The following is a 21373-nucleotide window of genomic DNA, read 5'->3' as shown; positions in this document are numbered from 1 at the left end:
CCCTCAGCTAGTGACGCCCCGGGCCGACAAGCGGTGACATGGGCATGCTCGCAACACAGCAGCTGACGGAGTTCCTCTCCGCGGTGGCTGACCGGCCGGACGGACCCACGGCGCAGTACGCGGCCGTGGAGTGTGCCGCACGCGCACTGGAAGCGCAGGTCGCCGTGCTGGTGGTCGACGGCGGCGTGGTCGCCTCCGTCGGGCTGCCCGCCGAACAGGTACCCCTCGACGCGCTGCACGAGCCCGGATTCACGATCGCGGGCACGTCGTACTCGGTCACCCACGCGCCGATCGGCGACTCCGGCGTCCTCGCCCTCGGCCGGGTCGGCCGGGACTTCAGCGCCGAGGAGGTCTGCCTCTTCCGCGGCATGGCCCGGGTCCTCGAACTCAGCCTCCAGGCCCTCAACGTCACCGCCGCCGAACACCTGCGGCTGCTCGGCACCCTGCAGGAACACCAGCGGCTGTTCGACCACCTCACCCGGGTCCAGCGGCTCATCGCCCGGCGCGCGCCACTGCGGCAGATCCTCGACGCCATCACCGCCGGCGCCGCCGAACTCCTCAACGTGGAGATGGCCTCGCTCAACCTGCTAGAACGCGACGACCGATCGGTCGGCAGCATGGTGTCCAGCGTCGGCTTCGCCCCGGACCTGCTCGGGCTGATGCAGCGCGTACCCCTGCCGTCCGCCGGCGTGGCCGGCCTGGCCGTCATGGGCAACGAACTCGTCATGGTCGAGGACTACGTGAACTCGCCCATCGCCATCCCGGACGTGGTGCGCTCCCGCCTCAAAGCCGTCATGGCCGTACCCGTGCACGAGAACGGCGACGTGGTCGGCTGCCTCACCGTCGGCACCTACCAGGGCCCGCGCGACTGGGACAAGGCCGCCCAGGACGTGCTGTGCGCGTTCGCCGAACACGTCAGCCTGGCGCTGACCGACGCGCAGACCCTCGAAGCGATGAACCAGGCCTTCCACGACTCACTGACCGGCCTCGCCAGCCGCGCGCTGTTCCTCACCCGGCTCGAACGCGCGTTCAACGACACCACCGGCGTCGCGGTCCTCTTCGTCGACCTCGACCGCTTCAAGGTGGTCAACGACTCGCTCGGCCACGCCGCCGGCGACCTGCTCCTGTCCGGGGTCGCCGCCCGGATCCAGTCCTGCCTGCGCTCCGGCGACACCGCGGCCCGGCTCGGCGGGGACGAGTTCGCGGTGCTGCTGCCCGACGGGGCCGGGATCGAGGAGGCCGTACCCGTCGCGAAGCGCATCCTGGAATCGCTGCGCCAGCCGTTCGACCTGGCCGGCAAGGAAACGTTCATCAGCTGCAGCATCGGCGTCGCCTACAGCGTGACCTCCGGGCCGCAGGAACTCATGGTCCGGGCCGACCTCGCGATGTACCACGCCAAGAAGCAGGGCAAGGACCGCTACGAGGTGTTCGAGCCGGCGCTGCAGGTCTCCTTCCAGGCCGGCCTCCAGCTGGAGGCGGACCTGCGCCGGGCGGTGGTCCGGCACGAGTTCGAGCTGCGCTACCAGCCCATCGTGCACCTGCGGACCGGCGAGATCACCGGCCTGGAAGCGCTGATCCGCTGGCAGCACCCGGAACGCGGCATGATCCCGCCCCTCGACTTCATCCCCCTGGCCGAGGAGACCGGGATGATCGTCCCGATCGGCGAATGGGTCCTGCGCGAGGCCTGCCGCCAGGCCGCCACCTGGAACGCCCGCCGCGGCACGCTGCACCCGCTGAGCGTCAGCGTCAACATGTCCGCGGTCCAGCTCGACCAGGCCAACCTCCCTGCCGTCGTCCAATCCGCCCTGGCCAACAGCGGCCTGCCGGCCACCTGCCTCGTCCTCGAACTGACCGAATCCCTGCTGGTCGACCACCGCGACTCGACCCTGCGCCAGCTCGAACAGATCAAGGAACTCGGCGTCCGCCTCGCGATCGACGACTTCGGTACGGGCTATTCGTCGCTCGCGTACCTGCGCCGCTTCCCGGTCGACATCATCAAAATCGACAAGAGCTTCGTCGACGACGTCGGCGACGAACCGACCGCGGCAGCCTTGACGCTGGGCATCATCCAGCTCGGCCAGGCGCTCAGCCTTTCCACGATCGCGGAGGGCATCGAGGACCAGGGCCAGCTGACCGAACTGACGGACGGCAACTGCGAACTCGGCCAGGGCTACTTCTGGGCCGAACCCCTCACCGAAAACGCCACCGACGCCCTGCTCTTCCCCTCCACCCCATAGACGTATGACAGGTTGTCCCATGTAAAGTCTACGAATGCATGTGTGCTATGTGGACGACTCGGGCAAGAACGACGTGGTAACCATGACCGGTCTGCTCATAGCGGACTCCGGGTGGAACGGTCTGCTACAGAGCTGGCTCGACGGGCGGCGCGAACTCACTGAGGAGTGGGGGGTACGCAAACACGTCGAGCTGCACGCCACGGACCTGACCAAAGGCGGCAGAGGACGGTACTGCGAGAACGACGAACAAGACCGGGCGTTCAGCCCGGAATACGTCAGGGCGCGTGCCGTCAACATCCTTTTGCGCGGGCTCGGCACCTGTGATCAGTTGACGGTGACGACGGTTGCTGCGCGTACCAGCAGCTCCGCGACGGCGTACGCACACTTCATCAAGCACGTGGACCGGTGGGCGGCCAAGAACGACACTCAAGTCATGATCGTGCTCGACGGCCAAGAACTCCCGATCGATACCACCGACACCACCGAGACCGAGGTTCGCAACCAGTGGGACAGGGCTTACCGTAACGCGGTGCATTACCGCAATGTGCATCGCCAATTGGATTTACCGGGTCGCCGCATCATCGAGGATCCTGTGCTGCACGACAGTCGCTCCAGCCAATTGGTCCAGGCGGCCGACCTCACCGCCTTTGCCGCCTACGAGTACCTCTGGGGCGAGCGGGAGGTCTGGCCACAGGGCGGCAGAAACGGAAGACCCAGGGCCGCCCTGATCAAGGCGCATCACCGGCTGGCTGAACGCTGGCTGCCGGACAGCGACAATGGCATCCACTGGGCGGATCTCAACAGCAGGTAGAAACGAAGAAACCCCCGGAGCGATCCGGGGGTCTTCGATAGCTGGTCCCCGTGGGCACCCTCGGAGGAGTGCATGGGAACCTGCAGCGCCAATTATGCCGAGCAGCGATTATCACCGCAAGTGGTCAACCCACTAGGGGCGGCTGTCGTAGGTCTCGCGGGCCTGGTCGACCTTGGTGAGGTTGGTGGCGGCCCATTCGGCGAGGTTGGCGAAGAGCGGGGCGAGGCTGCGGCCCAGGTCGGTGATCTCGTATTCGACCCGGGGTGGGACCTCCGGGTGGTAGGTGCGGGTCACCAGGCCGTCGCGTTCGAGCTGGCGCAGGCGCTGGGTGAGGACCTTGGGGGTGATGGCCGTGATGCGGTTCTCGAGCTCGACGAAACGCTGGCGACCGTATTCGTGCAGGGCCCACAGGATCGGGGTGGTCCAGCGGCTGAAGACGATGTCGACGACCGGGGCGATGGGGCAGGCCACGGCCGGGTCTCCGGACGCCTGACGCTGCCAGGCGGTCGCTGCTTCGCTCACAGGGATAGTCACTTTCCTCTAGGTACCTACTATCGTTTCGATGTTAGCTTCCCGACCATGATTGTTGTTACGGGTGCTACCGGAAATGTCGGCCGGCCGCTTGTCCACGCTCTTGCCGCCGCCGGCCAGGAAGTTGTCTCGGTGTCCCGGGGAGCCGCGCCGGCGGATCTGCCGGCCGGCGTGCTGCATCGGCAGGCTGACCTGACGCAGCCGGGGGCGGTGCCGGACGGGGCGGACACGCTCGTCCTGATCGTGCCGGGGGCTGGGGTGGGTGTGGACCCGCACGAGTTCGCCAAGGTGCGACGGGTTGTGGTGCTGTCGTCGCAGGCTGCCGGGACCCGGCCGGAGTCGGTTTCGCATGCTCCGTTGCGGGCGCTCGAGGACGTGATCCGGGAGGCCGGCGGGGAGTGGACGATGCTGCGGCCCGGCGGGTTCGCCTCGAATGCTTTCGCCTGGGTGGAATCGGTGCGCTCACGGCGTACGGTGGTGGCGCCCTTTGGTGGGGTGGGGTTGCCGGTGGTCGATCCGGCCGATATCGCCGAGGTGGCCGCCGCGGTCCTGCTGCACGACGGCCATGCCGGAAAGGTCTATGAATTGACCGGGCCCGCGCTCAGCACACCCCGGCAACGGGCCGCCGCGATCGGGGACGCGATCGGCGCGGACATCACTTTTGTCGAGCAGTCCCGCGCTGAGGCGTATGCGCAGATGACCGCTTTCATGCCCGGGCCGGTGGCCGACGGGACGCTGGACATCATCGGTTCCCCGACGCCGGCCGAGCAGCGGATCAGCCCCGATGTGCAGGCGATTCTCGGCCGGCCGGCGCGTGGTTTCGACGAATGGGCCCAGCGGCACGCGGCACTGTTCGGTTAATGGCCCCAGGTGCCGGTCGACCAGGAGGCCTTGGTCGGGGTGGAACGCGGGTACAGCACCAGGTTGCCGTCGTTCTGCAGGTTGAGATCCGACTGACCCTTGGTGGACGTGCCCGTGCTCCAGACCGTGCTACCGGCGGCATCGAGCAGCACCAGGTTGCCGTTGGTGCTGTTGGTGAGCTTGACGCCCTTCAGCCCGGTCTTCTTCCACAGGACCGCGCTGCCCATGTAGAGCACCAGGTTGCCGTCGCCCTGCAGCCACAGCTGGAAACGGCCGTCGGCCGAACGCAGCGCCGACTGGGGGTGCAGGGAACGGCCCGGTGCGAGGGTGCGCTGCCAGGAATCCGTGAGGGCCTTCTTGACGTCGTCGTAGATCGGCTGTTTCGGGGTGCCGGCCGTCGTGGTCAGGCCGAAATGGCATTCCGCACTGGTGGTCGGCGTACAGCCCGGGCTGTCCTGGAACGAGTAGACGAACAGCGGGCCGGTGAAGTCGAGCGCCCGCCAGGTGCGGATGCCCTCTTCGAGATGGTCGCGGATCTGCGTGGCATTGGGCTTGATGGTCATCTCGGTGCCCTCGGTCGGATAACCGAACTCGGTGCCCCAGATCTTCTTGGCGCTGTCACCACGCTTGACCATCACCGCACGGACCGCGGCCAGCTCACCGCATTTCTCGTCGGCCGGGCCGAACATGGCCCACCAGCGGGTCGCGCATTCCGCGCGGGACGGGCTACGACCCATGTTCCAGGCCGGGTACGGGTGATGAGCGACCGCGTCGAAATACGTCCCGTACCCATTCGCGTACGCCCAGTCCAACCACTGCGCCGACTCGTTGTCGTTGCGGGTCGCACTGATCGCGTCGCCCGCCCCGGAAGCGCCCGCGAGCACGACACAATCGGAGCAGTTGGCGTGCACCCGTTCGTACGCCATCTTGGTGAGCTGCCAGTAACGCAGCCGCCGGGCGGCGACCGAACCGTCGGCGTACTGCCCGAATTTCGTGAAGTTGGGTTCGTTCCAGACCTCGTAGGCCGCGACCTTGTCCCCGAAATACCGCACCGTGGAGTCCACGATGGAGCGCCACGCGTTGTCGTCGGTCGGGAACCAGTTGATGTCCTTGCCGCCGTTGGCCCAGCGCGCCGAATAGGCCAGGATCAGATCGACCCGGATGCCCCGGGCGTACGCGGCGTCGACGACCGGGTCCAGCGCGGAGAAGTCCGGCGTCGCCCCGGCGGTGGGCTGCACGCCCTGCCAGTTGAGGTCGAGCCGCAGGATCGGCTTCCTGTCCCCTACGTACGCGTCCATCGCGTCGAGCCGGCCGACGAGCCCCGCGGTGGCACTGCCCTCCGCGAACCCGACATCGGCCGACGAGAACGAGGCCTGGTCCGCGGCGGCCATGAACTGCACCGCGAACGCCGACGTGACGGCGACCAGAGCAACCGCCGCTCCGGCGATGTATCGACGAGCACGCAAGACAGAGCCCTCCCCCGATGGCTGAACGAGGAGGAGGCTACCAGAGGCGAAGGTGGACTTTCCGCAGGTGAAGAGCGGTCGCAGACACTCCTCCGCGCTTTTACTCCTAAATTTCTAGCACTTGCTCCTAACTACGGTAAGTTTTCTCCTAACTTAGGAGGAACCCGATGTACGTCGAGCAGGTGGAGACCCTCATCTGGATCTTGCGGACTTTCGGGTCCGAGGATGCCGGGATCGAGGCGAAACGGGCGGGATCAAAGCTTCCGGACTCCCTCGCCGAGAGCCTTTGCGCTTTCGCCAACACCCCCGAGGGTGGCTTCGTGCTTCTCGGCGTGGACGAAAACGCGAACTTCGCCGTCACCGGCGTCACCGACGCAGCCAAGGTCCAAGCCGATCTGGCAACAACCGTCGTCTGACGAGCGAGGAAGTTCAGCAACTCATCGCGGATCGCGGCCAGCCAAGATTCGATCACGAGACGGTGCCGGACGCCGGGATCGAGGATCTGGATCCCCGGGGAGTTCAGATCATGCTTTCCCGTATTCGGTCGAACAATCCACGCCTGTTCGCGGACGAGCCGGACGAGATCGTTCTCAAGATGCTCGGGGTTCTACGGAAGTCCCCGAGCGGCGAGCTTCGCCCCACGCTGGCCGGCCTGCTCAGTCTCGGACGATACCCGCAGGAATACTTTCCCCAGCTCTCCCTGACCTTCGTGCACTACCCCACGACCACGGGAGAGAATTCCGCGACCTCGACGCGATTCTTGGACAATGTCCGGATCGACGGCTCGATCCCGGAGATCGCCCGAGAGGCACTGGCCGTCATCCGGCGAAACATGAGCCGACGAGCGCTTGTCAGCGGGGCCGGCCGGCAGGACGTCTGGGAATACCCACCTGAGGCATTGCGCGAGGCAATAGTCAACGCCCTGGTCCACCGGGATCTGAGCCCCGGCACTCGTGGCACTCAGGTGCAGGTGGAGATGTACCCCGACCGGCTACGCATCCTCAACCCGGGCGGGCTGTTCGGCGCGGTGGACATCACGAGGCTCGGCGACGAGGGCGTTTCCTCGGCCCGCAATGGCTCACTGCTCAGAATCCTCGAGGATGTCGTCATACCTGGTGAGTCCCGGACCGTCTGCGAGAACCGGGGTTCCGGCATCCGGACCATGCGCCATGAATTGGCCCGTGCCGGTATGAGCCCTCCGAAGTTCCACGATCGGGTGACGTCCTTCGAGGTCACCATGCCGAACCACACCCTGCTTGACGAAGAGACGGTGCGCTGGCTCGGAGCCATCGGCCGGGACGGCTTGAAGGACTCGCAACGGACCGCCCTGGCCCTCATGCGCCAGAATGAACTCCTCGACAATGCAAAATATCGGGCCGCTACCGGAATCTCGGACAGCCGGACGGCGACCGCGGAACTGCAGGACCTCGTCGCCCGGGAACTCGTCGACCAAACCGGCACCCGCGGTGGCGCACGATACTCATTGAGCGAGTACGCGCGATCCTTGGACAGCACCGGACAGACCAAGCCGGTCCGCCCCAATCGGCGACGGCAGATCCTGGACCTTCTGGCAGTCCACGGCGACCTGTCGAAGACCGAAATCTCCACGCTGCTGAACATCAATGCGAAATCTGCCGAGTACTGGCTGGCCACGCTTCGGCGCGAGGGCGGAATTCAGTTCACCGAACCTCAACGTGGCACCAAGAACGCCCGATACCGGTTGGCAGACAAGGGTGAGACGCGCGAGGAATTCAGGCCGTGAGCGCGGCTCCGAGGAGTATTCCCAGGTAGGCGGCACCGAGGCCGGCCAGGATGCTGAGGGTCACGTAGGCGATGGCCCGGGGTTGCCGTCCGGTGCGGGCCAGGGTGAGGGTCTCGTGGCTGAAGGTCGAGTAGGTCGTGAGGGCTCCGCAGAACCCGGTGCCGAGCAGGGCCGCGAGGCCGGGGCTGACCGGCAGGCCGATGAGGAAGCCCAGCAGCAAAGATCCGGCGATGTTCACGGTCAGGGTGGCCCAGGGGAAGCGCTGGGTGGGCAGGAGCTTGCCGGTGAGGTATCGCAGCGGGGCCCCCACCGCGGCACCGAGCGCGACCAGCAGCAGCGTCATGAGCGCGCCCGGAAAAGAACCGAGCGGCCCAGCACGGAGCCGGCCCAGACCGCGAAAAGGGCGCCGATCAGCGTGGCTCCCAGGTAGGCGAGGGCGGTCGCCGGGGGCGAGCGCAGCACGTCGACCGTCGCGGTGGAGAACGTGGTGTAGCCGCCGAGGACGCCGGTGCCGAGGAAGGGGCGGAGCAGGCGGCTGTCCGGGCGGTGGCGGGCCAGCAGCTCCATGAGGATGCCCATGAGGAAACAGCCGGTGATGTTGATGATCCAGATCATCCAGATGCCGGGCCAGGCGACCGCGAGGCCGTATCGGGCGACCGCCCCGACGATCCCGCCGGCCGAGACCACCGCGAGCGTTTTCACCTGCTCAAATTAGGCCGCCCGGGAACAGCATGCGACGGAACCCCCGGTGACGGTGACCACGTTGCTCAGTTCCACACCGTCGGCGCGTTCCATGAGGACCGGGGACCACGAGTCGCCGGTGCCGGCGCCGCGCAGCGTGCAGTCGCGGATGACCGTGTCACGGTAGTGCAGGACGCTGACCTCGCCGTCGATCTCGCTGCGGCCCCAGCCGGCCGCGCGGACCGCGTACCGGGGGCCGTTCCAGGTGACGCAGATGTCCGCGATGGTGATGGTCGAACCGACCGCTCCGGAGGAGACGAAGCGGTCGGTGTTGTCGCCGGGCAGCAGGCGGAAGCCCATCTCGACGTCGCGCAGGCAGGCGCCCTCGACCCGGACGTCGTGCACCGAGCTGAGGTAGAAACCCTCGATCGCGTCGTTGACCCGCAGGTCGGTGACGGTGAGGCGGTGCGGGTGGTACGTCGGGCCGGCGATCGAGGCGACGTCCGCGCCGACCGCGCCCCAGTGCACGGCCACGCCGGTGTAACCGCCGCGGACGGTGATGTCGTGCAGCGTGACGTCGCTGACCGCGCCCATCAGCGCGATGCAGTTGGCGTGCCGGTCGAGGCCGATCCGGGCGACGTGGACGCGGCGCAGGTCGACGTTCGTGATCCAGTCCGGGGCCGAGGCGTAGAGGTAGTCGCCGACCGTGATGGCGGTGCCGCGATCGCCGCCGTGCTCGCCCGGGTCGGCCGGGGGTGGGCGCAGGCCGAGGTCGCTGACCGCGACGTCGGAGCCCACGATGTGCAGCACCGGGTGGCCGGTGGTGCCGGCTGAGACGAGCCACGTGCCGGGCGGGCCGCCGTTGGCGCCGGCGACCTCCGAACCGCGGATGGTCCAGCCGGCGGGCACGCGCAGGCCGTCGGCCAGGGTGTGCGTGCCGGGCGGCAGTTCGAGCTTGCCGGCCGGCACGGTGTCGAGCACTTCCTGCAGCACCCGGTGGTTCTGGTCGGCGTCCGGCCCGAGCGCCGGGCGGTGGATCATTTTCCGGCGACCTTGCAGGAGAAGCCGCGACCCGGCTGGTCGGTGCCGATCAGGATCGGCCCGGTGGCGGGGGTGGTGCGGCGCAGCGTGATGCTGCCGGCTCCGTGCTCCACGACCTCGAGATCCACGGGTACGCCGGTCCGCAGATCCGTGGCGTGCACCCCGAAACCCTCGGCGGGCAGCGGTTTGTGCACCTCGGCGACGACCCGGGTGCCGGCCCGCCGGGCCATCCGGAGCGCTTTGAAGCCGGCCCGGAGCGGTTTCTTGCGGGCCCACTTGTGCACCGCCGGTCGCGGGAGCGGCTGCGGGGGCGTCACGGCGGAGACCTCGAGCCGGAACACGTCGGCGACCTGCGGTGCCACGACCGCGACGTCACACCCGGTGGCGGAGCTGATCGGGGTGATCGGGGCGGTGGGCTGCGCCCGTACGGTGATCTTGTCGATCCGCAGGCCCAGCGCGGAACGCGCGGCGATCCGGCCGGTCACCCACCCGGGTCGCGGGGGTTCGGCGAGCTCGACCATGAGCAGGCCGTCCTCGTCGAGCTCGTCGGCCGCCAGGTCGAACTCGACGGTGACCTTCACGCCGCCGGCGCTCTTCAGGCCCTGGCGGCGGGCCAGCACGGCCGCGCCCCGCAGTTCGCCCTGCGCGCGCACCAGCACCAGCCGGGGCAGCTCGGGCGCGTGCCGCGACGGGCGCACCCGGTCGGACCACCAGCGGGTGCCGGTCTCGTCCAGGTGCACCAGCACCGAGACCCGGGTCGCCGTGCCGGGGTGGTGCATCTTGACGCCGACCGCACCGTAGTCGCTGGTCACCCGGCCGATGATGGCCCGGCCGCGGACGACCTGGTCGACGATGTTCAGGTGCTGTCCGCTGGTGAGGTCCAGCGGCAGGCCGGCGACGAACTTCGGGGGTTCGTCGTAGTCGGTGGCGAACCAGGAGCCGATCATGCGTCGAAGTCCGTCCGGGTGAGCATCGGCTCGCGCCGGGTCCACATCCGCTCGACCGCGGTGTACATCGGGTCGGCGTCCGCCTCGATGTGCCGGAACGTCGCGCGCATCGTCTTGAGCAGCGTGTCGGCCGGCCACACCTCCCACTGCGGGACCAGCGGGGTGACGACGTCGGTGCCGCTGCGGTACAGCCACAGCCACAGCCGCGCGCGGCGCACCTGCTCCTCGGTGACGAGCTCTTCGCCCGCGCGGATGGCGGTGATGCTCTGCTCGAGCGTCTTCCAGTACGCGTCCTGGTCGTCGACGACGATCGACAGCCCGCACGAGCTCCACTCGGACCAGCCGGCCTGGATGACCGGGATCCCGTACGCGGGCAGCTCGTTGCTGACGCTGCCCCGCACCGTGACGCCGAGGTCGGTGAGGCTCCACAGCGCGTTCTTGCTGAGCGTGGCGCTCGGTGTGAACGCCATGTGCTTGACCTTCTTGTACTTCTCGGCGACGGAGTCGAAGAAGCTGGTGGAGTCGTACAGCGCCTGGCTCGGGTGGTCGAGGAACAGCCACTGCGCCTCGGGATGCTCGGCGGCGTAGGCGGCGGTGTCGGCGAACCAGTCGGCGAGGCTCGGGAACAGTTCCCGGTTGGTGCCGAGCGCGTCGGACACCGCGTGGTTGTAGACCGTGATGATCGGCTTGTCCGGATCAAAACCGAGCCGATCCACCACGTGGGTACGCAACCGGGCGCGCTCGGCCGGGTTGTTCAGGTCGACGGACGCGGTCACGCCACCCCGCCACCAGCTCGGCCGGCCCAGGTTGACCTTGGCGCGCCAGGCCACCAGCTCGGCGGTCTGCCGCAGGGACTCCCGCTTGGTCCAGACCTTGGTCTCGAACACGTCGCCGATCTGCCGGGTCAGCTCCTCACGGAACGTACCGGTGCGGGTGTCCTTCTCCGGGAACAGCGCGTAGGCCTTCATGCAGCCGGTCTGCTGGGTGTGGATGATCGGGACCTGAGCCTGGCGGGCCGCCTCGGACGCGAGGCCCCACTGGTCGTAGTCGACGTGGCTGGTCACGAGCGCCACGACGTCGCGCTGGAACAGCTCCGTGTAGAAGTCGTGCAGCCGGGTCGCGTACGTGTGGCGCAGTTTGTAGTCGGGCCGGGACTGGTATCCCTGCGGCAGCCGCGGCAGCTTGGCCAGCCGGCAGTAGGTCGCGTCGGTGTATTCGACGATCGTCTTGTCGTCACGGGCCGGCGTGCTCGACGCGCGGACCTTGTCCCAGACGTCGATGACCTCGGAGCCGGCGAACGCGTCGCTGACCTTGCGGACGGTCTCGACGTTGAAGCCGCTCCACAGCGTCGCCATCCAGGCGTCCTCGACCCCGGTCAGCACCACCATCCGCGCCGGGTGCAGTCGCCGCAGCGCGTTCGCGAACGCCAGGTTGCGCAGGTTCACCCGGATGTCCTGGTGGAACATCTCCACCACGATGACCGCGTCGTCAGCGGGCTTCGGGAGGTTCTTCTCCCAGTACACGCTCGCCGACTCCAGGAACCACTGGAGTTCCTTGCTGTTCGCCTTCAGCCACACGGTTTCTTCGTGCCTCTCAGATCAGGTCCCAGGACAGCGGCGTGCCTTTGGCCGCGTCCTGGTGGAAGGTTCGCCCCTGCACGAGGCCGATGGCGTCCGGGGCGAGACCCCCGGTGGGGCGGATGGAACGGACGTTCTCCGCGGTGACCGGGTCGCCGGCCTTGACGTCCTGGACCACGTAGAGGGAGCGGCGGAACCGCAGGCCCTCCTTCTCGGCCTCGTTCGGGCCGATGGCGGTGGTGCCCAGCGCCTGCCAGGCCCGCTCGGACTCGACGACCAGCGCGGCGAGCTCCTGCGGTTCGAGGGAGAACGCGGAGTCCACGCCCCCGTCGGCCCGGTCGAGCGTCACGTGCTTCTCGATCAGGCAGGCGCCGAACGCGACGGCCGCGATCGGGACGCCGATGCCGAGCGTGTGGTCGCTCAGGCCGATCGGCACCCGGAACGTCTCGGCCAGCACCGGGATGCGGCGCAGGTTGGTGTGCTCCGGCGGCGCCGGGTACGACGCGGTGCAGCTCAGCACGACGATGTCCTTGGCCCCGGCGTCACGGGCGGCGTCCACGGCGGCGGCGATCTCCTGCACACTCGCCATGCCGGTCGAGATGATCACGGGCTTGCCGGTGCCCGCGCAGCCGCGGATCAGCGGCAGGTCGGTGATCTCCGACGACGCGATCTTGTACAGCGGGGCGTCGAGGCTCTCCAGCAGGTCGATCGCGGTGCGGTCGAACGGGCTGGAGAACGGCGTGAGGCCCTTGTCGCGCGCCCGGTCGAAGATCGCTCGGTGCCACTCCCACGGCGTGTGCGCACGCTCGTAGAGCTGATAGAGATACTCCCCGCCCCACAGCTCGTGGCCCTTGGAGAGCTGGAAGCGCTCGTGCTTGACGTCCACGGTCATCGTGTCGGCCGTGTACGTCTGGATCTTGATGGCGTGGGCGCCGGCCTCGGCGGCCGCGTCGACCAGGGCCAGCGCCCGGTCCAGCGAGCCGTTGTGGTTGCCGGACATCTCGGCCACGATGTACGGCCGCTTGCCGGCGCCGATCTCCACGTCGTTGATGATCACTGCTCAGTCCCTCTCTCGGTCCACACCACGGTCTGTGGCACCCCGTCGATCAGCCGTTCGTAGCGCCGGGTCTCCCGGAAGCCGAACCGGCGGTGCAGGGCGATCACCTGCTTGTTGGCGGCCAGCTGTTCACCGCCGAGGCGGGTGAGCCCGAGCGGGCCGAACGCGTGGTCGACCGCCGCCTGTTCCAGCCGCAGCCAGGCCTTCAGCAATCCGCCGCCCAGGCCCTCGACGTCGAGGTAGAAGCTCCAGCTGGGCGGATCCTCCCGCAGGTCGAAGATGACCACGCCACAGTCGTCGAAGATCAGGATGTGGCGGCGCGGGTCGTTCGTGGCGTTCTCCCACCACGTGGCGTGTTCCTCCGCGGAGATCACGTGGGTGGTCAGGCTGACCGCGCGTACGTCCGGGTGGTTGCGCCAGGACAGCACGGTGTCGCGGTCGGAGGGGGTGGCGGGGCGAAGCACGGGCGTCAACGTATGGGCGCTGCCTGAGCCCGCTGTGGCGCGGAAGCGAGAGCGGGAAGAACCGCAGGTGACGGCTCGGGGTCGCGCTTCGTGATCCGGTACGCCTGGCGCAGGCCCGCGTACAGCGGATAGCTGCGCAGCCGGACCAGCTTGTGCTTGATGCCGGGGTGGCCCGGGTAGTCCGCGGGCACGTGCCGGCGGTAGTGCGCGGTCAGGCGCTGGAAGAACAGCCGGCGGCGGCGCGGGTGCACCCGGCCGTCGTTGCCGAGCAACACGAGCAGGTGGTTCACCATCAAGGTGAACAACCGGTGCCGCAGCCACGGCTCGGGGTGGCGCTCGTCGACCCAGGCGAGCATCCGGTCGTACTGCTCGAAGACCTCGAAGTGCCGGTCGCTGCGGGTCGCGGTGATCGAGCCGAGCCGGCCGACGCGGTAGTGATAACAGACCCGGTCCAGCACCGACACCCGCCGGGCGGCGATCAGCACCGGGTTGCTGAACGGGACATCTTCGTACCAACCGGGCAGGAAACGCAGGTCGAGCTCGTCCAGCAGACCGCGCCGGACGATCCGGTTCCAGGCGGTGTGCTGCAGCTCCAGCAGGCTGGGCAACCGCGGGTCCTTCAGCGCGCCGCTGCTCGCGTCGGGCTCCAGCCGGCCGTTCTCGTGCACCCGCAGATGGTCGATGAGCAGCACGTCCGGGCGCTCCGCCAGCTTCTCGAGCACCGCGCGCACCGAGCCCTTGGGCAGCCAGTCGTCGCTGTCGACGAACCAGACGTACTCGCCGCGGGCCTCGGCCAGGCCGGCGTTGCGGGCCAGCCCCAGGCCCACGTTGTGACTCAGGTGCACCACGCGCAGGTCGCCGTGGCGCTCCGCGTACCCGTCGAGCATCTCCCCGCAGCCGTCGGGCGAGGCGTCGTCGACCGCGATGACCTCGACCTGTGCCGCTTCCGCCGCGGTCAGACCGGCCCGGATCGACTCGAGGCACTGATAGAGGTACCCCTCGACCTTGAACACCGGCACGACGACCGACAACAGGAAGGAATTCATGATGTTCACGGTCGACCCCGCGGATGACGAAAGCCGAAACCCCGGTTGGCCGGTCCGCAAATACTCACGCACGGTGCCGGGCGACCGATGGGAGAGGTATCTGACCTACGTCCAGGAGGGGAGAGCGTGGACCGGCTACTGCGAGCCTCAGCGGGGACCGCTCTGCTCGCCCTGATCTGGGTCGGCGTCAACCTCGTGCACCCGGTCGGGCCGCGCTGGCTGCTGTGGCTGCCGACCTTCGCCGGCGGGATCATCGCGGTGGCGGTGCTGCTGCGCACCGCCCGCGCCCCCGGGCTGCCCGTGGCGACCAGACGGTTCTGGCGGCATCTGAGCGCCGCGGCCGCGTTCGTGGTGGCCGGCCTGACCGCCGACACGTACGCCGTCCTCAGCGCCGGCGACCCGCGCGGTGACCACACCGGCGCGACCATGCTGGTGCTGGCCGGTGGCGGCGTCCTGATCATCATGTACGCGCTGTTCCGGCTCCCGCTGGAACGCGGGTCCCCCGGCGAGCTGGTCCGGATCGCCCTCGACGCCGTCACGGTCGCGCTCGCCGCCGCCGTGTTCATCTGGCACTTCTCCACCCGCGCGGCGCTGGAGAACAGCGACACCGCCGCCGTCTACCTGACCATGCTGGTCACGCTCATCGCCCTGCTGGCGGTCTTCGCCGTGGTGAAGTTCGTCTTCTCCAGCCACCTGCACGTCGACAACGGCGCGCTGCGGTTGCTGGCCCTGGCGATGCTCGTCGGCGCGGTCGGTCCCATTTTCCGGCCGGTGTTCGAGGCGGTCGACCCGACGCTGTTCCCGAACATGGCCGGCCCACCGGTGGTCTACTTCCTCGCCGCCTGGGCCGCCGACCGGCAGCGGGTCGCGCGCACGGTCCGGCGCCGCGGTGCGGTCACCCCCCGGCGACGGCCGTTCAGCCTGCTCCCGTACGTGGCGGTGGCCGCCGTCGACGGGCTGCTCATCCGGGCGACCTGGACCGAGAGCTCCGACGAACTGGTCATGGTCGGCGCGGCGGTGCTGCTCACCGCGCTCGTGGTGATCCGCCAGCTCGTCGCCTTCCGGGACAACAGCCGCCTGCTGGGCCGCCTCGACCACAGCGCCACCCATGACGGGCTCACCCAGCTGCCCAACCGGGTCCTGTTCCACAGCCGCCTGCAGAAGGCGCTGACCAGCCCGGGCGACCGCCCCGTGGCGGTGGCGCTGATCGACCTCGACGACTTCAAGGAGGTCAACGACACGCTCGGCCACGAGGTCGGGGACCAGCTGCTCATCGGCGTCGCGAAGCGCCTCGAGGGCTGCATCCGGGTCGAGGACACCGTGGCCCGCCTCGGTGGTGACGAGTTCGTCGTGGTGCTCGACGACGCCGACCCGGCCACCGCGGATCTCGCCGCCGCCCGGATGATGAACGCGCTGCACCAGCCGATCTACGCCGACGGGCACGAGCTGCCGATCCGGGCCAGCATCGGGATCGCCGACGGGCGCAGCGGCGACGAGGCCTCCGAGCTGCTCCGGCACGCCGACATCGCGATGTACGCGGCGAAGAAGCTGCACGGGACCGCGTACCTGCACTACGAGCCGACCATGGCGACGACCGGCAGCGACCACGCGCACCTCGGCGCGGAGCTGCGCGAGGCCATCTCGGCCGGCCAGCTGTTCCTGCTGTACCAGCCGATCGTGGCGCTCGACGACGGCCGGATCATGGGGGCCGAGGCGCTGGTCCGCTGGAACCACCCGGTCCGTGGGGTTCTCGCGCCGGACATGTTCATCCCGGTCGCCGAGCGCACCGGGCTCATCGTGCCGCTCGGGCGCTGGGTCATGCGGACCGCGTTCGCCCAGCTCGCCGCCTGGATCGCCGAGCACGGCGAGGCCGCCCCGCAGACCCTCAACGTCAACGTCTCCGCCCGGGACCTGCGCGAGCCCGGTTTCGCCGACGCGGTCGCCGAGCTGCTCACGCACCACGGCCTGGCCGCCGACCGGATCGTCCTGGAGATCACCGAGACGATGGCCGTCGAGCCCGGGCAGTCGGTCACCAACCTGCAGGAACTGCGGGCGATGGGGGTACGCATCTCGCTCGACGATTTCGGTACCGGACATTCCACGCTGTCGCTGCTGCACGACTGCCCGATCGACGAGATCAAGCTGGACCGTTCGTTCACCCAGTCCCCGATCGACGACCGGGTGCCGATGTCGGCCGCGGTCATCCACCTCGCCCAGGTGCTGGGCCTGCACGCGGTGGCCGAGGGCGTGGAGACCGCCGAGCAGGCGGAACTGTTGCTGTCGCTGGGCTATCTCGCGGCGCAGGGTTACCTGTTCGCCCGCCCGATGCCGCCGGCCCGGCTCGGCGAACTGCTGGCCGCCGGGGTGTCGCTCACCCCGGTCGCGATTCCCACCGCCTGATTGAGGATTGCCGGGACCGAAGACGGGTATCCGTTGTTTCGTAAGCAACGCTCCCCCTAGACCTGGAGGTTCCCATGGGTGCCGACGACAAGATCGAGAACAAGTCCGAGGAGCTCGGCGGCAAGGTCAAGGAGGGCTTCGGCCGGGCGACCGACGACGAGCAGCTCGAGGCCGAGGGCCGCGCCGACCAGTCGAAGTCCCACCTCAAGCAGGCCGGCGAGAAGATCAAGGACGCTTTCAAGAGCTGACTGCCGCCGTACGCGAAAAGGGGCGAACCGTTTCCACGGTCCGCCCCTTTCGGCGTCTCTAGACCCGGGCCAGCTCCGGGCTCCGGTCGGTCCCCTCGACCGGTGTGGGCTCGTGGGCGACCGTGGGCAACCAGTTCAGCCAGCGGGGCAGCCACCAGTTGCGCTCGCCGAGCAGCACCATCACCGCGGGCAGCAGCACCGCGCGGATGATCGTGGCGTCCAGCAGCACCGCCGCCGCCAGCCCCACGCCCAGCTCCTTCGTCGAGATCAGCGGCAGCGTGGCGAACAGCGCGAACACCGCCACCATGACCAGCGCCGCACTCGTGATCACACCCGCGGTGCTGCCGATCCCCTTGCTGATCGCGTCCCGGGTGCTCAGGCCACCGTCGTAACCCTCGCGGATCCGGCTGAGCACGAACACGTGGTAGTCCATCGACAACCCGAACAGGATGATGAACAGGAACAGCGGCATCCACGCGGTGATCCCGCCGGCCGCACGGAAGTCCAGCTGGCTCTCGAAGTGGCCGTACTGGAAGACGAAGACCAGCATCCCGTACGCGGCGGCGACCGACAGCAGGTTGAGCAGCACCCCGGTAACCGCGACCATGACCGACCGGAACGACACCAGCAGCAGCAGGAACGCCAGCCCGAGCACGAAGCCGAACACCCAGGGCAGCGACGAGTCGAGGCGTTCGTTGAAGTCCACGCTGCCCGCGGTGTCCCCGGTGACCGCGACGGTCACGCCCGGCAGCGCCCCGAACGCCCCCGGTGCCACGGTGGTCCGCAGCTCGGTCAGCGCCGCTTTCGACGTACCGTCATTGCCGTTGCCCGCGAGCGCGACCGAGACGACCGCGACCGTCCCGGCGGGGTTGATCCGGGCGTCGACCTCGTCGCCCAGCTTGTCGGACGCGACCGCCGCCGACTTGAATTCCGCCAGCGCCCGGTCGAACCGCTTGCCCTTGACCGAGCCGGCCTCGACGACGACCTCGGCCGGGGCGTTCTGACCGGGGAACGCGGCGTCGATCCGGGTGAAGGCCTGCACGATCGGCATCCTCGGCGAGAAGTCCGCCAGCCCCTCGCCCTTGGTCTTCAGGTCCAGCGCGGGGGCGGCGAGCAGGGCCAGCGCACCGACCGCGAGCACCGCGGAGACCAGCGGCTTGGCCAGCACGACCCGCAGCACCGCCCGCCACACCCGGCCGTCACTGCGCCGCCGGTACAACCCGGGGATCTTGATCGCGTCGACCCGGTCGCCCAGCGCCGAGAGCAGCGCGGGGAGCACGGTCAGCGAGCCGAGCACGGCGGTGGCGACGACCAGGATCGTGGCGACCGCGAAGCTGCTGAACACCGCGTCGCGGGTCAGGAACATGCCGGCCATCGCGACGATGACGGTGAGCCCGGAGACCCAGATCGACCGGCCGGAGGTCTGCGCGGCGATCACCAGCGCCCGGTGCGGATCCGCGCCCTTGCGCCGCTCGTCACGCTCCCGCCGGATGTAGAACAGGCAGTAGTCGACGCCGACCGCGAGCCCGACCAGCAACATCACGTGCATCGTGGTGTCGACGGTCGGCACCCACCGGCTCGCCACCGCCAGCAGCCCGGCCGCCCCCGCGACGGCGGTGACCGCCAGTGCCACCGGCAGCAGCGCGGCGACCACCGCGCCGAACGCCACCAGCAGGATCCCGAGCGTGATCGGGAGCGACAGCAGGCCCAGCCGGCTCAGCCCCTCGTCCAGCGAGTCACCGATGAGCTTGTCCCCGCTGGCGTCCCCGGCCTCGGCGACATAGAGCTCCGGGTGCCGGTCCTGCACCTGAGCCACCGCGTCGAGCAGCGGCTGCACCCGGTCCTTGGCGGTCTCCGGATCCCCGGTCATCGTGAAGGAGACCAGCGTCGAGTTCTTGTCCGGTGAGACGACCGGCTCGCCCACGTCCGCGACCTCGGCGCGGTCCCGCAGCGTGCGGGTGACGTCGGCGACCGCCGCCGTACGCTTGCCGCCCTGGATCAGCACCATCTCACCGGCGGGCCGCTCCGGGAACCCGGCCGCCGCGACGATCCGGTCGGCCCGGGCCGACTCGCCGTGCCCGGTCTCGCTGTCGACCGCTTCCACCGTGCCGAGCTGTCCACTGAGCACGGTCACGCCGGCCACGAACGCGACCCACCCGAGAATCGCCAGCGTGCGATGCCGGGCGCTCCACACCGCGGCCCGTGCCGCGAACCCCGTTACCTTGTCCCTGTTCTGCATGCCCATGACGCTAGGAATTCGCGGGCGCCGCAACGACCCGGCCAGCGTCCCGGTTCAGGGTAGGGCTACCACCACCACCGGCCGGGTCAGTCGGTCCCGTCCAGCATCGTGCGAACCTCGGCCATCATCCGGAAGACCTCGATCCGGCCGTCGAGGAACCCGATCCGGTAGTCCGCACCGGTCTCCGGATCCGCCGCCCGGGCGGCGTCACGCCGCCCGGCGCACCCGTCGACACGCCCGTCCCGATAGGCCAACAGAGCCTTCTCCATCAGCCTCCCCGTTCACTTTCCGTTGCCATCCACCTCGCGTGATCACTTTCCGCAATGATTGCCGGTCCGCGATCGTGAGCCGCCCCGTGTCGGCCCGCGCGATAATGTCGCACGTCAAGGCAATGGTCCGCACCGTCCGGACGTCCGACCCAACCCCCACCGATCCGCCAACAAATACACATTAAGTCACCACCCATGTGACCCTTAGTGATCATTACTGCGCCGTGGGCGGCGCTTGCCTTGACACCGGCGGCAACCCCTACCGTCCAGCCGGTGAAGTTCGCGATCAACTACAGCTCGCCGTTCTTCGGCGTCGACCCCGACCTGATCACGGGATACGCGCAGCATGCCGAGGCCTGCGGGTTCGAGGCTTTCTACGTGCCCGAGCACGTGGTGCTGCACCCCGGGGCCACGATCGGCGGGTGGGAGATGCCGGCCACCCTGCCGTACGCGGATCCGCTCGATTGCCTGGCTTTCGTGGCCGCCGCCACGACCAGAATTCTGCTCGGCACCGGCGTGCTGCTACTGCCTTATCACCATCCCGTGGTGCTCGCGAAGCGGCTGGCGACCGTCGACGTGCTCTCCCGGGGCCGGATGCGACTGCTCACCGTCGGTCTCGGGGCGCTGCCCGGGGAGGCCCGGGCGGTCGGGGTCGACTACGCGAGCCGGGGGCGGCGGGCCGACGAGGCGATCGACGTGCTGCGACTGTTGTGGTCCGGCGGCCCGGAAGGGGTGAGCTTCCACGGGGAGTTCTTCGACTTCGACAACCTGTGCAGCTTCCCCCAGCCGCTCGGCGGACCCCTGCCGATCCACGTCGGCGGCTCGACCCCGGCGGCCGCACGCCGGGCCGGGCTGCGCGGCGACGGCTACTTCCCGGGCGGCGTGACCCACTGGGACCTGACCCGGAGCACCGCGGCCGGGCGCGAGCTGGAGTACACCCGGTTCGGCTCCATCGACGTTACCCCCGAACGGGTCGCCGCCTACGCCGCGCAGGGCGTGACCCGGATCGTCGTGGCCGCCGCCTCGACCGACCTGGCCGAGCAGCGCGACCAGATGACCGCGTTCGCCGAACGGTTCCTCAACCCTGCAGATAGGCCAGGACCGCCAGGACGCGGCGGTGCTGTTCCTCGTCCTGGTGCAGGTTGAGCTTGGTGAAGATGTTGCGGACGTGCTTCTCGACCGCGCCGTCCGTGACGACGATCTTCCGGGCGATGGCGTTGTTGGAGCGGCCCTCGGCCATCAGGCCCAGGACCTCGCGTTCGCGGGGGGTCAGCGCGCGCAGCGGGTCGTCGCGGCGGCGGCGGACCAGGAGCTGGGCGACCACCTCCGGGTCGAGGACGGTGGCGCCGCCGGCGACCTGGCGCAGGCCGGTCATGAACTCGGCGACCTCGGCGACCCGGTCCTTGAGGAGGTAGCCGACCGCGCCGCGGCGGTCGGCCAGCAGGTCGTCGGCGTATTCGACCTCGACGTACTGCGAGAGCACCAGGATCGGGCTGCCCGGCACCAGCGTGCGGGCCTCGACGGCCGCCCGCAGGCCCTCGTCGGTGTGCGTCGGCGGCATCCGGACGTCCACGATGGAGACGTCCGGGCGGTGCCGCTCGACGGCGGTGACCAGCGACGGTCCGTCACCGACGGCTTCGACGACGGTGCAGCCATTCTCTTCGACGAGCCGGACCAGGCCCTCCCGCAGGAGGACCGAGTCGTCGGCGATGACGACGCGCATGGCGCCGAGCGTA

General features: G+C 69.3%; 21 protein-coding genes. 8 read left to right on the top strand and 13 right to left on the bottom strand.

Going from position 1 to position 21373, the window contains the following annotated elements; translation table 11 throughout:
- Positions 1 to 44 precede the first annotated feature (44 nt).
- On the top strand, positions 45 to 2237 hold the full coding sequence (locus tag ACIA6A_RS23245) for a putative bifunctional diguanylate cyclase/phosphodiesterase (RefSeq protein WP_396099903.1): 2193 nt from the start codon (positions 45 to 47) through the stop codon (positions 2235 to 2237).
- A gap of 49 nt (positions 2238 to 2286) precedes the next feature.
- Positions 2287 to 3048, top strand: coding sequence for a DUF3800 domain-containing protein (locus ACIA6A_RS23240; protein ID WP_396099902.1), 762 nt, complete (start codon positions 2287 to 2289; stop codon positions 3046 to 3048).
- Between the two features lie 132 nt (positions 3049 to 3180).
- Here the strand turns inward: ACIA6A_RS23240 and ACIA6A_RS23235 are convergent, their stop codons facing one another.
- Positions 3181 to 3570, bottom strand: coding sequence for a winged helix-turn-helix transcriptional regulator (locus ACIA6A_RS23235; RefSeq protein WP_396099901.1), 390 nt, complete (start codon positions 3568 to 3570; stop codon positions 3181 to 3183).
- Between the two features lie 57 nt (positions 3571 to 3627).
- Between ACIA6A_RS23235 and ACIA6A_RS23230 the strand changes: the two genes are divergently transcribed.
- Positions 3628 to 4440 (top strand): SDR family oxidoreductase, encoded by an 813-nt coding sequence (locus tag ACIA6A_RS23230; RefSeq protein ID WP_396099900.1) that lies wholly within the window; start codon positions 3628 to 3630, stop codon positions 4438 to 4440.
- On the opposite strand, the gene ACIA6A_RS23225 is transcribed toward ACIA6A_RS23230, so the two are convergent.
- Entirely contained in the window at positions 4437 to 5906 is a 1470-nt protein-coding gene (locus ACIA6A_RS23225) for a hypothetical protein (RefSeq protein WP_396099899.1), read from the bottom strand. The two genes, ACIA6A_RS23230 and ACIA6A_RS23225, sit on opposite strands and share 4 nt — an antisense overlap.
- 167 nt (positions 5907 to 6073) lie before the next feature.
- On the opposite strand from ACIA6A_RS23225, the gene ACIA6A_RS23220 reads away from it, so the two are divergent.
- Both ACIA6A_RS23220 and ACIA6A_RS23215 read left to right on the top strand, forming a co-directional pair.
- A complete protein-coding gene (locus tag ACIA6A_RS23220) occupies positions 6074 to 6322 on the top strand; it encodes a helix-turn-helix domain-containing protein (RefSeq protein ID WP_396099898.1) in 249 nt (82 codons plus the stop codon).
- Positions 6323 to 6384: 62 nt separating this feature from the next.
- Positions 6385 to 7668, top strand: a complete 1284-nt coding sequence (locus ACIA6A_RS23215) for an ATP-binding protein (RefSeq protein WP_396099897.1) — start codon at positions 6385 to 6387, stop codon at positions 7666 to 7668.
- On the opposite strand, the gene crcB is transcribed toward ACIA6A_RS23215, so the two are convergent.
- From crcB to ACIA6A_RS23175, 8 genes are read right to left on the bottom strand one after another with little or no spacing between them, the layout of a single operon-like run.
- Positions 7658 to 8011, bottom strand: a complete 354-nt coding sequence (crcB, locus tag ACIA6A_RS23210; RefSeq protein WP_396099896.1) for a fluoride efflux transporter CrcB — start codon at positions 8009 to 8011, stop codon at positions 7658 to 7660. The two genes, ACIA6A_RS23215 and crcB, sit on opposite strands and share 11 nt — an antisense overlap.
- Complete coding sequence (locus ACIA6A_RS23205) at positions 8008 to 8370, bottom strand: fluoride efflux transporter FluC (protein WP_396099894.1); 363 nt, start codon at positions 8368 to 8370, stop codon at positions 8008 to 8010. The genes crcB and ACIA6A_RS23205 overlap by 4 nt, the downstream gene beginning before the upstream one ends.
- 9 nt (positions 8371 to 8379) lie before the next feature.
- Positions 8380 to 9390 carry a hypothetical protein gene (locus ACIA6A_RS23200; protein ID WP_396099893.1) on the bottom strand — a complete coding sequence of 337 codons (1011 nt, stop codon included), beginning with the start codon at positions 9388 to 9390 and terminating at the stop codon, positions 8380 to 8382.
- A complete protein-coding gene (locus ACIA6A_RS23195) occupies positions 9387 to 10337 on the bottom strand; it encodes a hypothetical protein (RefSeq protein WP_396099892.1) in 951 nt (316 codons plus the stop codon). The genes ACIA6A_RS23200 and ACIA6A_RS23195 overlap by 4 nt, the downstream gene beginning before the upstream one ends.
- Entirely contained in the window at positions 10334 to 11914 is a 1581-nt protein-coding gene (locus ACIA6A_RS23190) for a hypothetical protein (protein WP_396099891.1), read from the bottom strand. The genes ACIA6A_RS23195 and ACIA6A_RS23190 overlap by 4 nt, the downstream gene beginning before the upstream one ends.
- Positions 11915 to 11930: 16 nt before the next feature.
- Positions 11931 to 12971, bottom strand: a complete 1041-nt coding sequence (pseI, locus tag ACIA6A_RS23185) for a pseudaminic acid synthase (protein WP_396099890.1) — start codon at positions 12969 to 12971, stop codon at positions 11931 to 11933.
- A complete protein-coding gene (locus ACIA6A_RS23180) occupies positions 12968 to 13444 on the bottom strand; it encodes a GNAT family N-acetyltransferase (protein ID WP_396099889.1) in 477 nt (158 codons plus the stop codon). Before ACIA6A_RS23180 ends, pseI begins: the two co-directional genes overlap by 4 nt.
- Complete coding sequence (locus ACIA6A_RS23175; protein WP_396099888.1) at positions 13441 to 14481, bottom strand: glycosyltransferase family 2 protein; 1041 nt, start codon at positions 14479 to 14481, stop codon at positions 13441 to 13443. Before ACIA6A_RS23175 ends, ACIA6A_RS23180 begins: the two co-directional genes overlap by 4 nt.
- A gap of 126 nt (positions 14482 to 14607) precedes the next feature.
- Between ACIA6A_RS23175 and ACIA6A_RS23170 the strand changes: the two genes are divergently transcribed.
- Both ACIA6A_RS23170 and ACIA6A_RS23165 read left to right on the top strand, forming a co-directional pair.
- On the top strand, positions 14608 to 16881 hold the full coding sequence (locus tag ACIA6A_RS23170) for a putative bifunctional diguanylate cyclase/phosphodiesterase (RefSeq protein ID WP_396099887.1): 2274 nt from the start codon (positions 14608 to 14610) through the stop codon (positions 16879 to 16881).
- Positions 16882 to 16955: 74 nt separating this feature from the next.
- On the top strand, positions 16956 to 17129 hold the full coding sequence (locus ACIA6A_RS23165) for a CsbD family protein (protein ID WP_396099886.1): 174 nt from the start codon (positions 16956 to 16958) through the stop codon (positions 17127 to 17129).
- A gap of 58 nt (positions 17130 to 17187) precedes the next feature.
- Here ACIA6A_RS23165 and ACIA6A_RS23160 read toward each other — a convergent pair whose 3' ends face one another.
- Both ACIA6A_RS23160 and ACIA6A_RS23155 read right to left on the bottom strand, forming a co-directional pair.
- Positions 17188 to 19368, bottom strand: a complete 2181-nt coding sequence (locus ACIA6A_RS23160) for an MMPL family transporter (RefSeq protein ID WP_396099885.1) — start codon at positions 19366 to 19368, stop codon at positions 17188 to 17190.
- An 86-nt stretch (positions 19369 to 19454) separates the two neighbouring features.
- The gene (locus ACIA6A_RS23155; RefSeq protein ID WP_396099884.1) at positions 19455 to 19637 is read right to left on the bottom strand and encodes a hypothetical protein; all 183 of its coding nucleotides are present in this window, start codon (positions 19635 to 19637) and stop codon (positions 19455 to 19457) included.
- Positions 19638 to 19910: 273 nt separating this feature from the next.
- Here ACIA6A_RS23155 and ACIA6A_RS23150 point away from each other — a divergent pair, with 273 nt between their 5' ends.
- Positions 19911 to 20783 (top strand): TIGR03619 family F420-dependent LLM class oxidoreductase, encoded by an 873-nt coding sequence (locus ACIA6A_RS23150; RefSeq protein ID WP_396099882.1) that lies wholly within the window; start codon positions 19911 to 19913, stop codon positions 20781 to 20783.
- Here the strand turns inward: ACIA6A_RS23150 and ACIA6A_RS23145 are convergent.
- Entirely contained in the window at positions 20716 to 21360 is a 645-nt protein-coding gene (locus ACIA6A_RS23145) for a response regulator (RefSeq protein WP_396099881.1), read from the bottom strand. The genes ACIA6A_RS23150 and ACIA6A_RS23145 overlap by 68 nt on opposite strands.
- Positions 21361 to 21373: the final 13 nt, after the last annotated feature.

This window comes from Actinoplanes sp. NPDC051494 (genome assembly GCF_044454705.1).
Lineage (GTDB): Bacteria > Actinomycetota > Actinomycetes > Mycobacteriales > Micromonosporaceae > Actinoplanes.
This window is presented reverse-complemented; position numbering and strand designations above follow the sequence as displayed.

Excerpts from the sequence above, each read along its gene's own strand:
- ACIA6A_RS23245 (WP_396099903.1), top strand. The coding sequence starts at position 45 with ATGCTCGCAACACAGCAGCTGACGGAGTTCCTCTCCGCGGTGGCTGAC.
- ACIA6A_RS23230 (WP_396099900.1), top strand. The coding sequence starts at position 3,628 with ATGATTGTTGTTACGGGTGCTACCGGAAATGTCGGCCGGCCGCTTGTC.
- ACIA6A_RS23220 (WP_396099898.1), top strand. The coding sequence starts at position 6,074 with ATGTACGTCGAGCAGGTGGAGACCCTCATCTGGATCTTGCGGACTTTC.
- crcB (WP_396099896.1), bottom strand. The coding sequence starts at position 8,011 with ATGACGCTGCTGCTGGTCGCGCTCGGTGCCGCGGTGGGGGCCCCGCTG.
- ACIA6A_RS23200 (WP_396099893.1), bottom strand. The coding sequence starts at position 9,390 with ATGATCCACCGCCCGGCGCTCGGGCCGGACGCCGACCAGAACCACCGG.
- ACIA6A_RS23195 (WP_396099892.1), bottom strand. The coding sequence starts at position 10,337 with ATGATCGGCTCCTGGTTCGCCACCGACTACGACGAACCCCCGAAGTTC.
- ACIA6A_RS23175 (WP_396099888.1), bottom strand. The coding sequence starts at position 14,481 with ATGAATTCCTTCCTGTTGTCGGTCGTCGTGCCGGTGTTCAAGGTCGAG.
- ACIA6A_RS23165 (WP_396099886.1), top strand. The coding sequence starts at position 16,956 with ATGGGTGCCGACGACAAGATCGAGAACAAGTCCGAGGAGCTCGGCGGC.
- ACIA6A_RS23160 (WP_396099885.1), bottom strand. The coding sequence starts at position 19,368 with ATGCAGAACAGGGACAAGGTAACGGGGTTCGCGGCACGGGCCGCGGTG.
- ACIA6A_RS23155 (WP_396099884.1), bottom strand. The coding sequence starts at position 19,637 with ATGGAGAAGGCTCTGTTGGCCTATCGGGACGGGCGTGTCGACGGGTGC.
- ACIA6A_RS23145 (WP_396099881.1), bottom strand. The coding sequence starts at position 21,360 with ATGCGCGTCGTCATCGCCGACGACTCGGTCCTCCTGCGGGAGGGCCTG.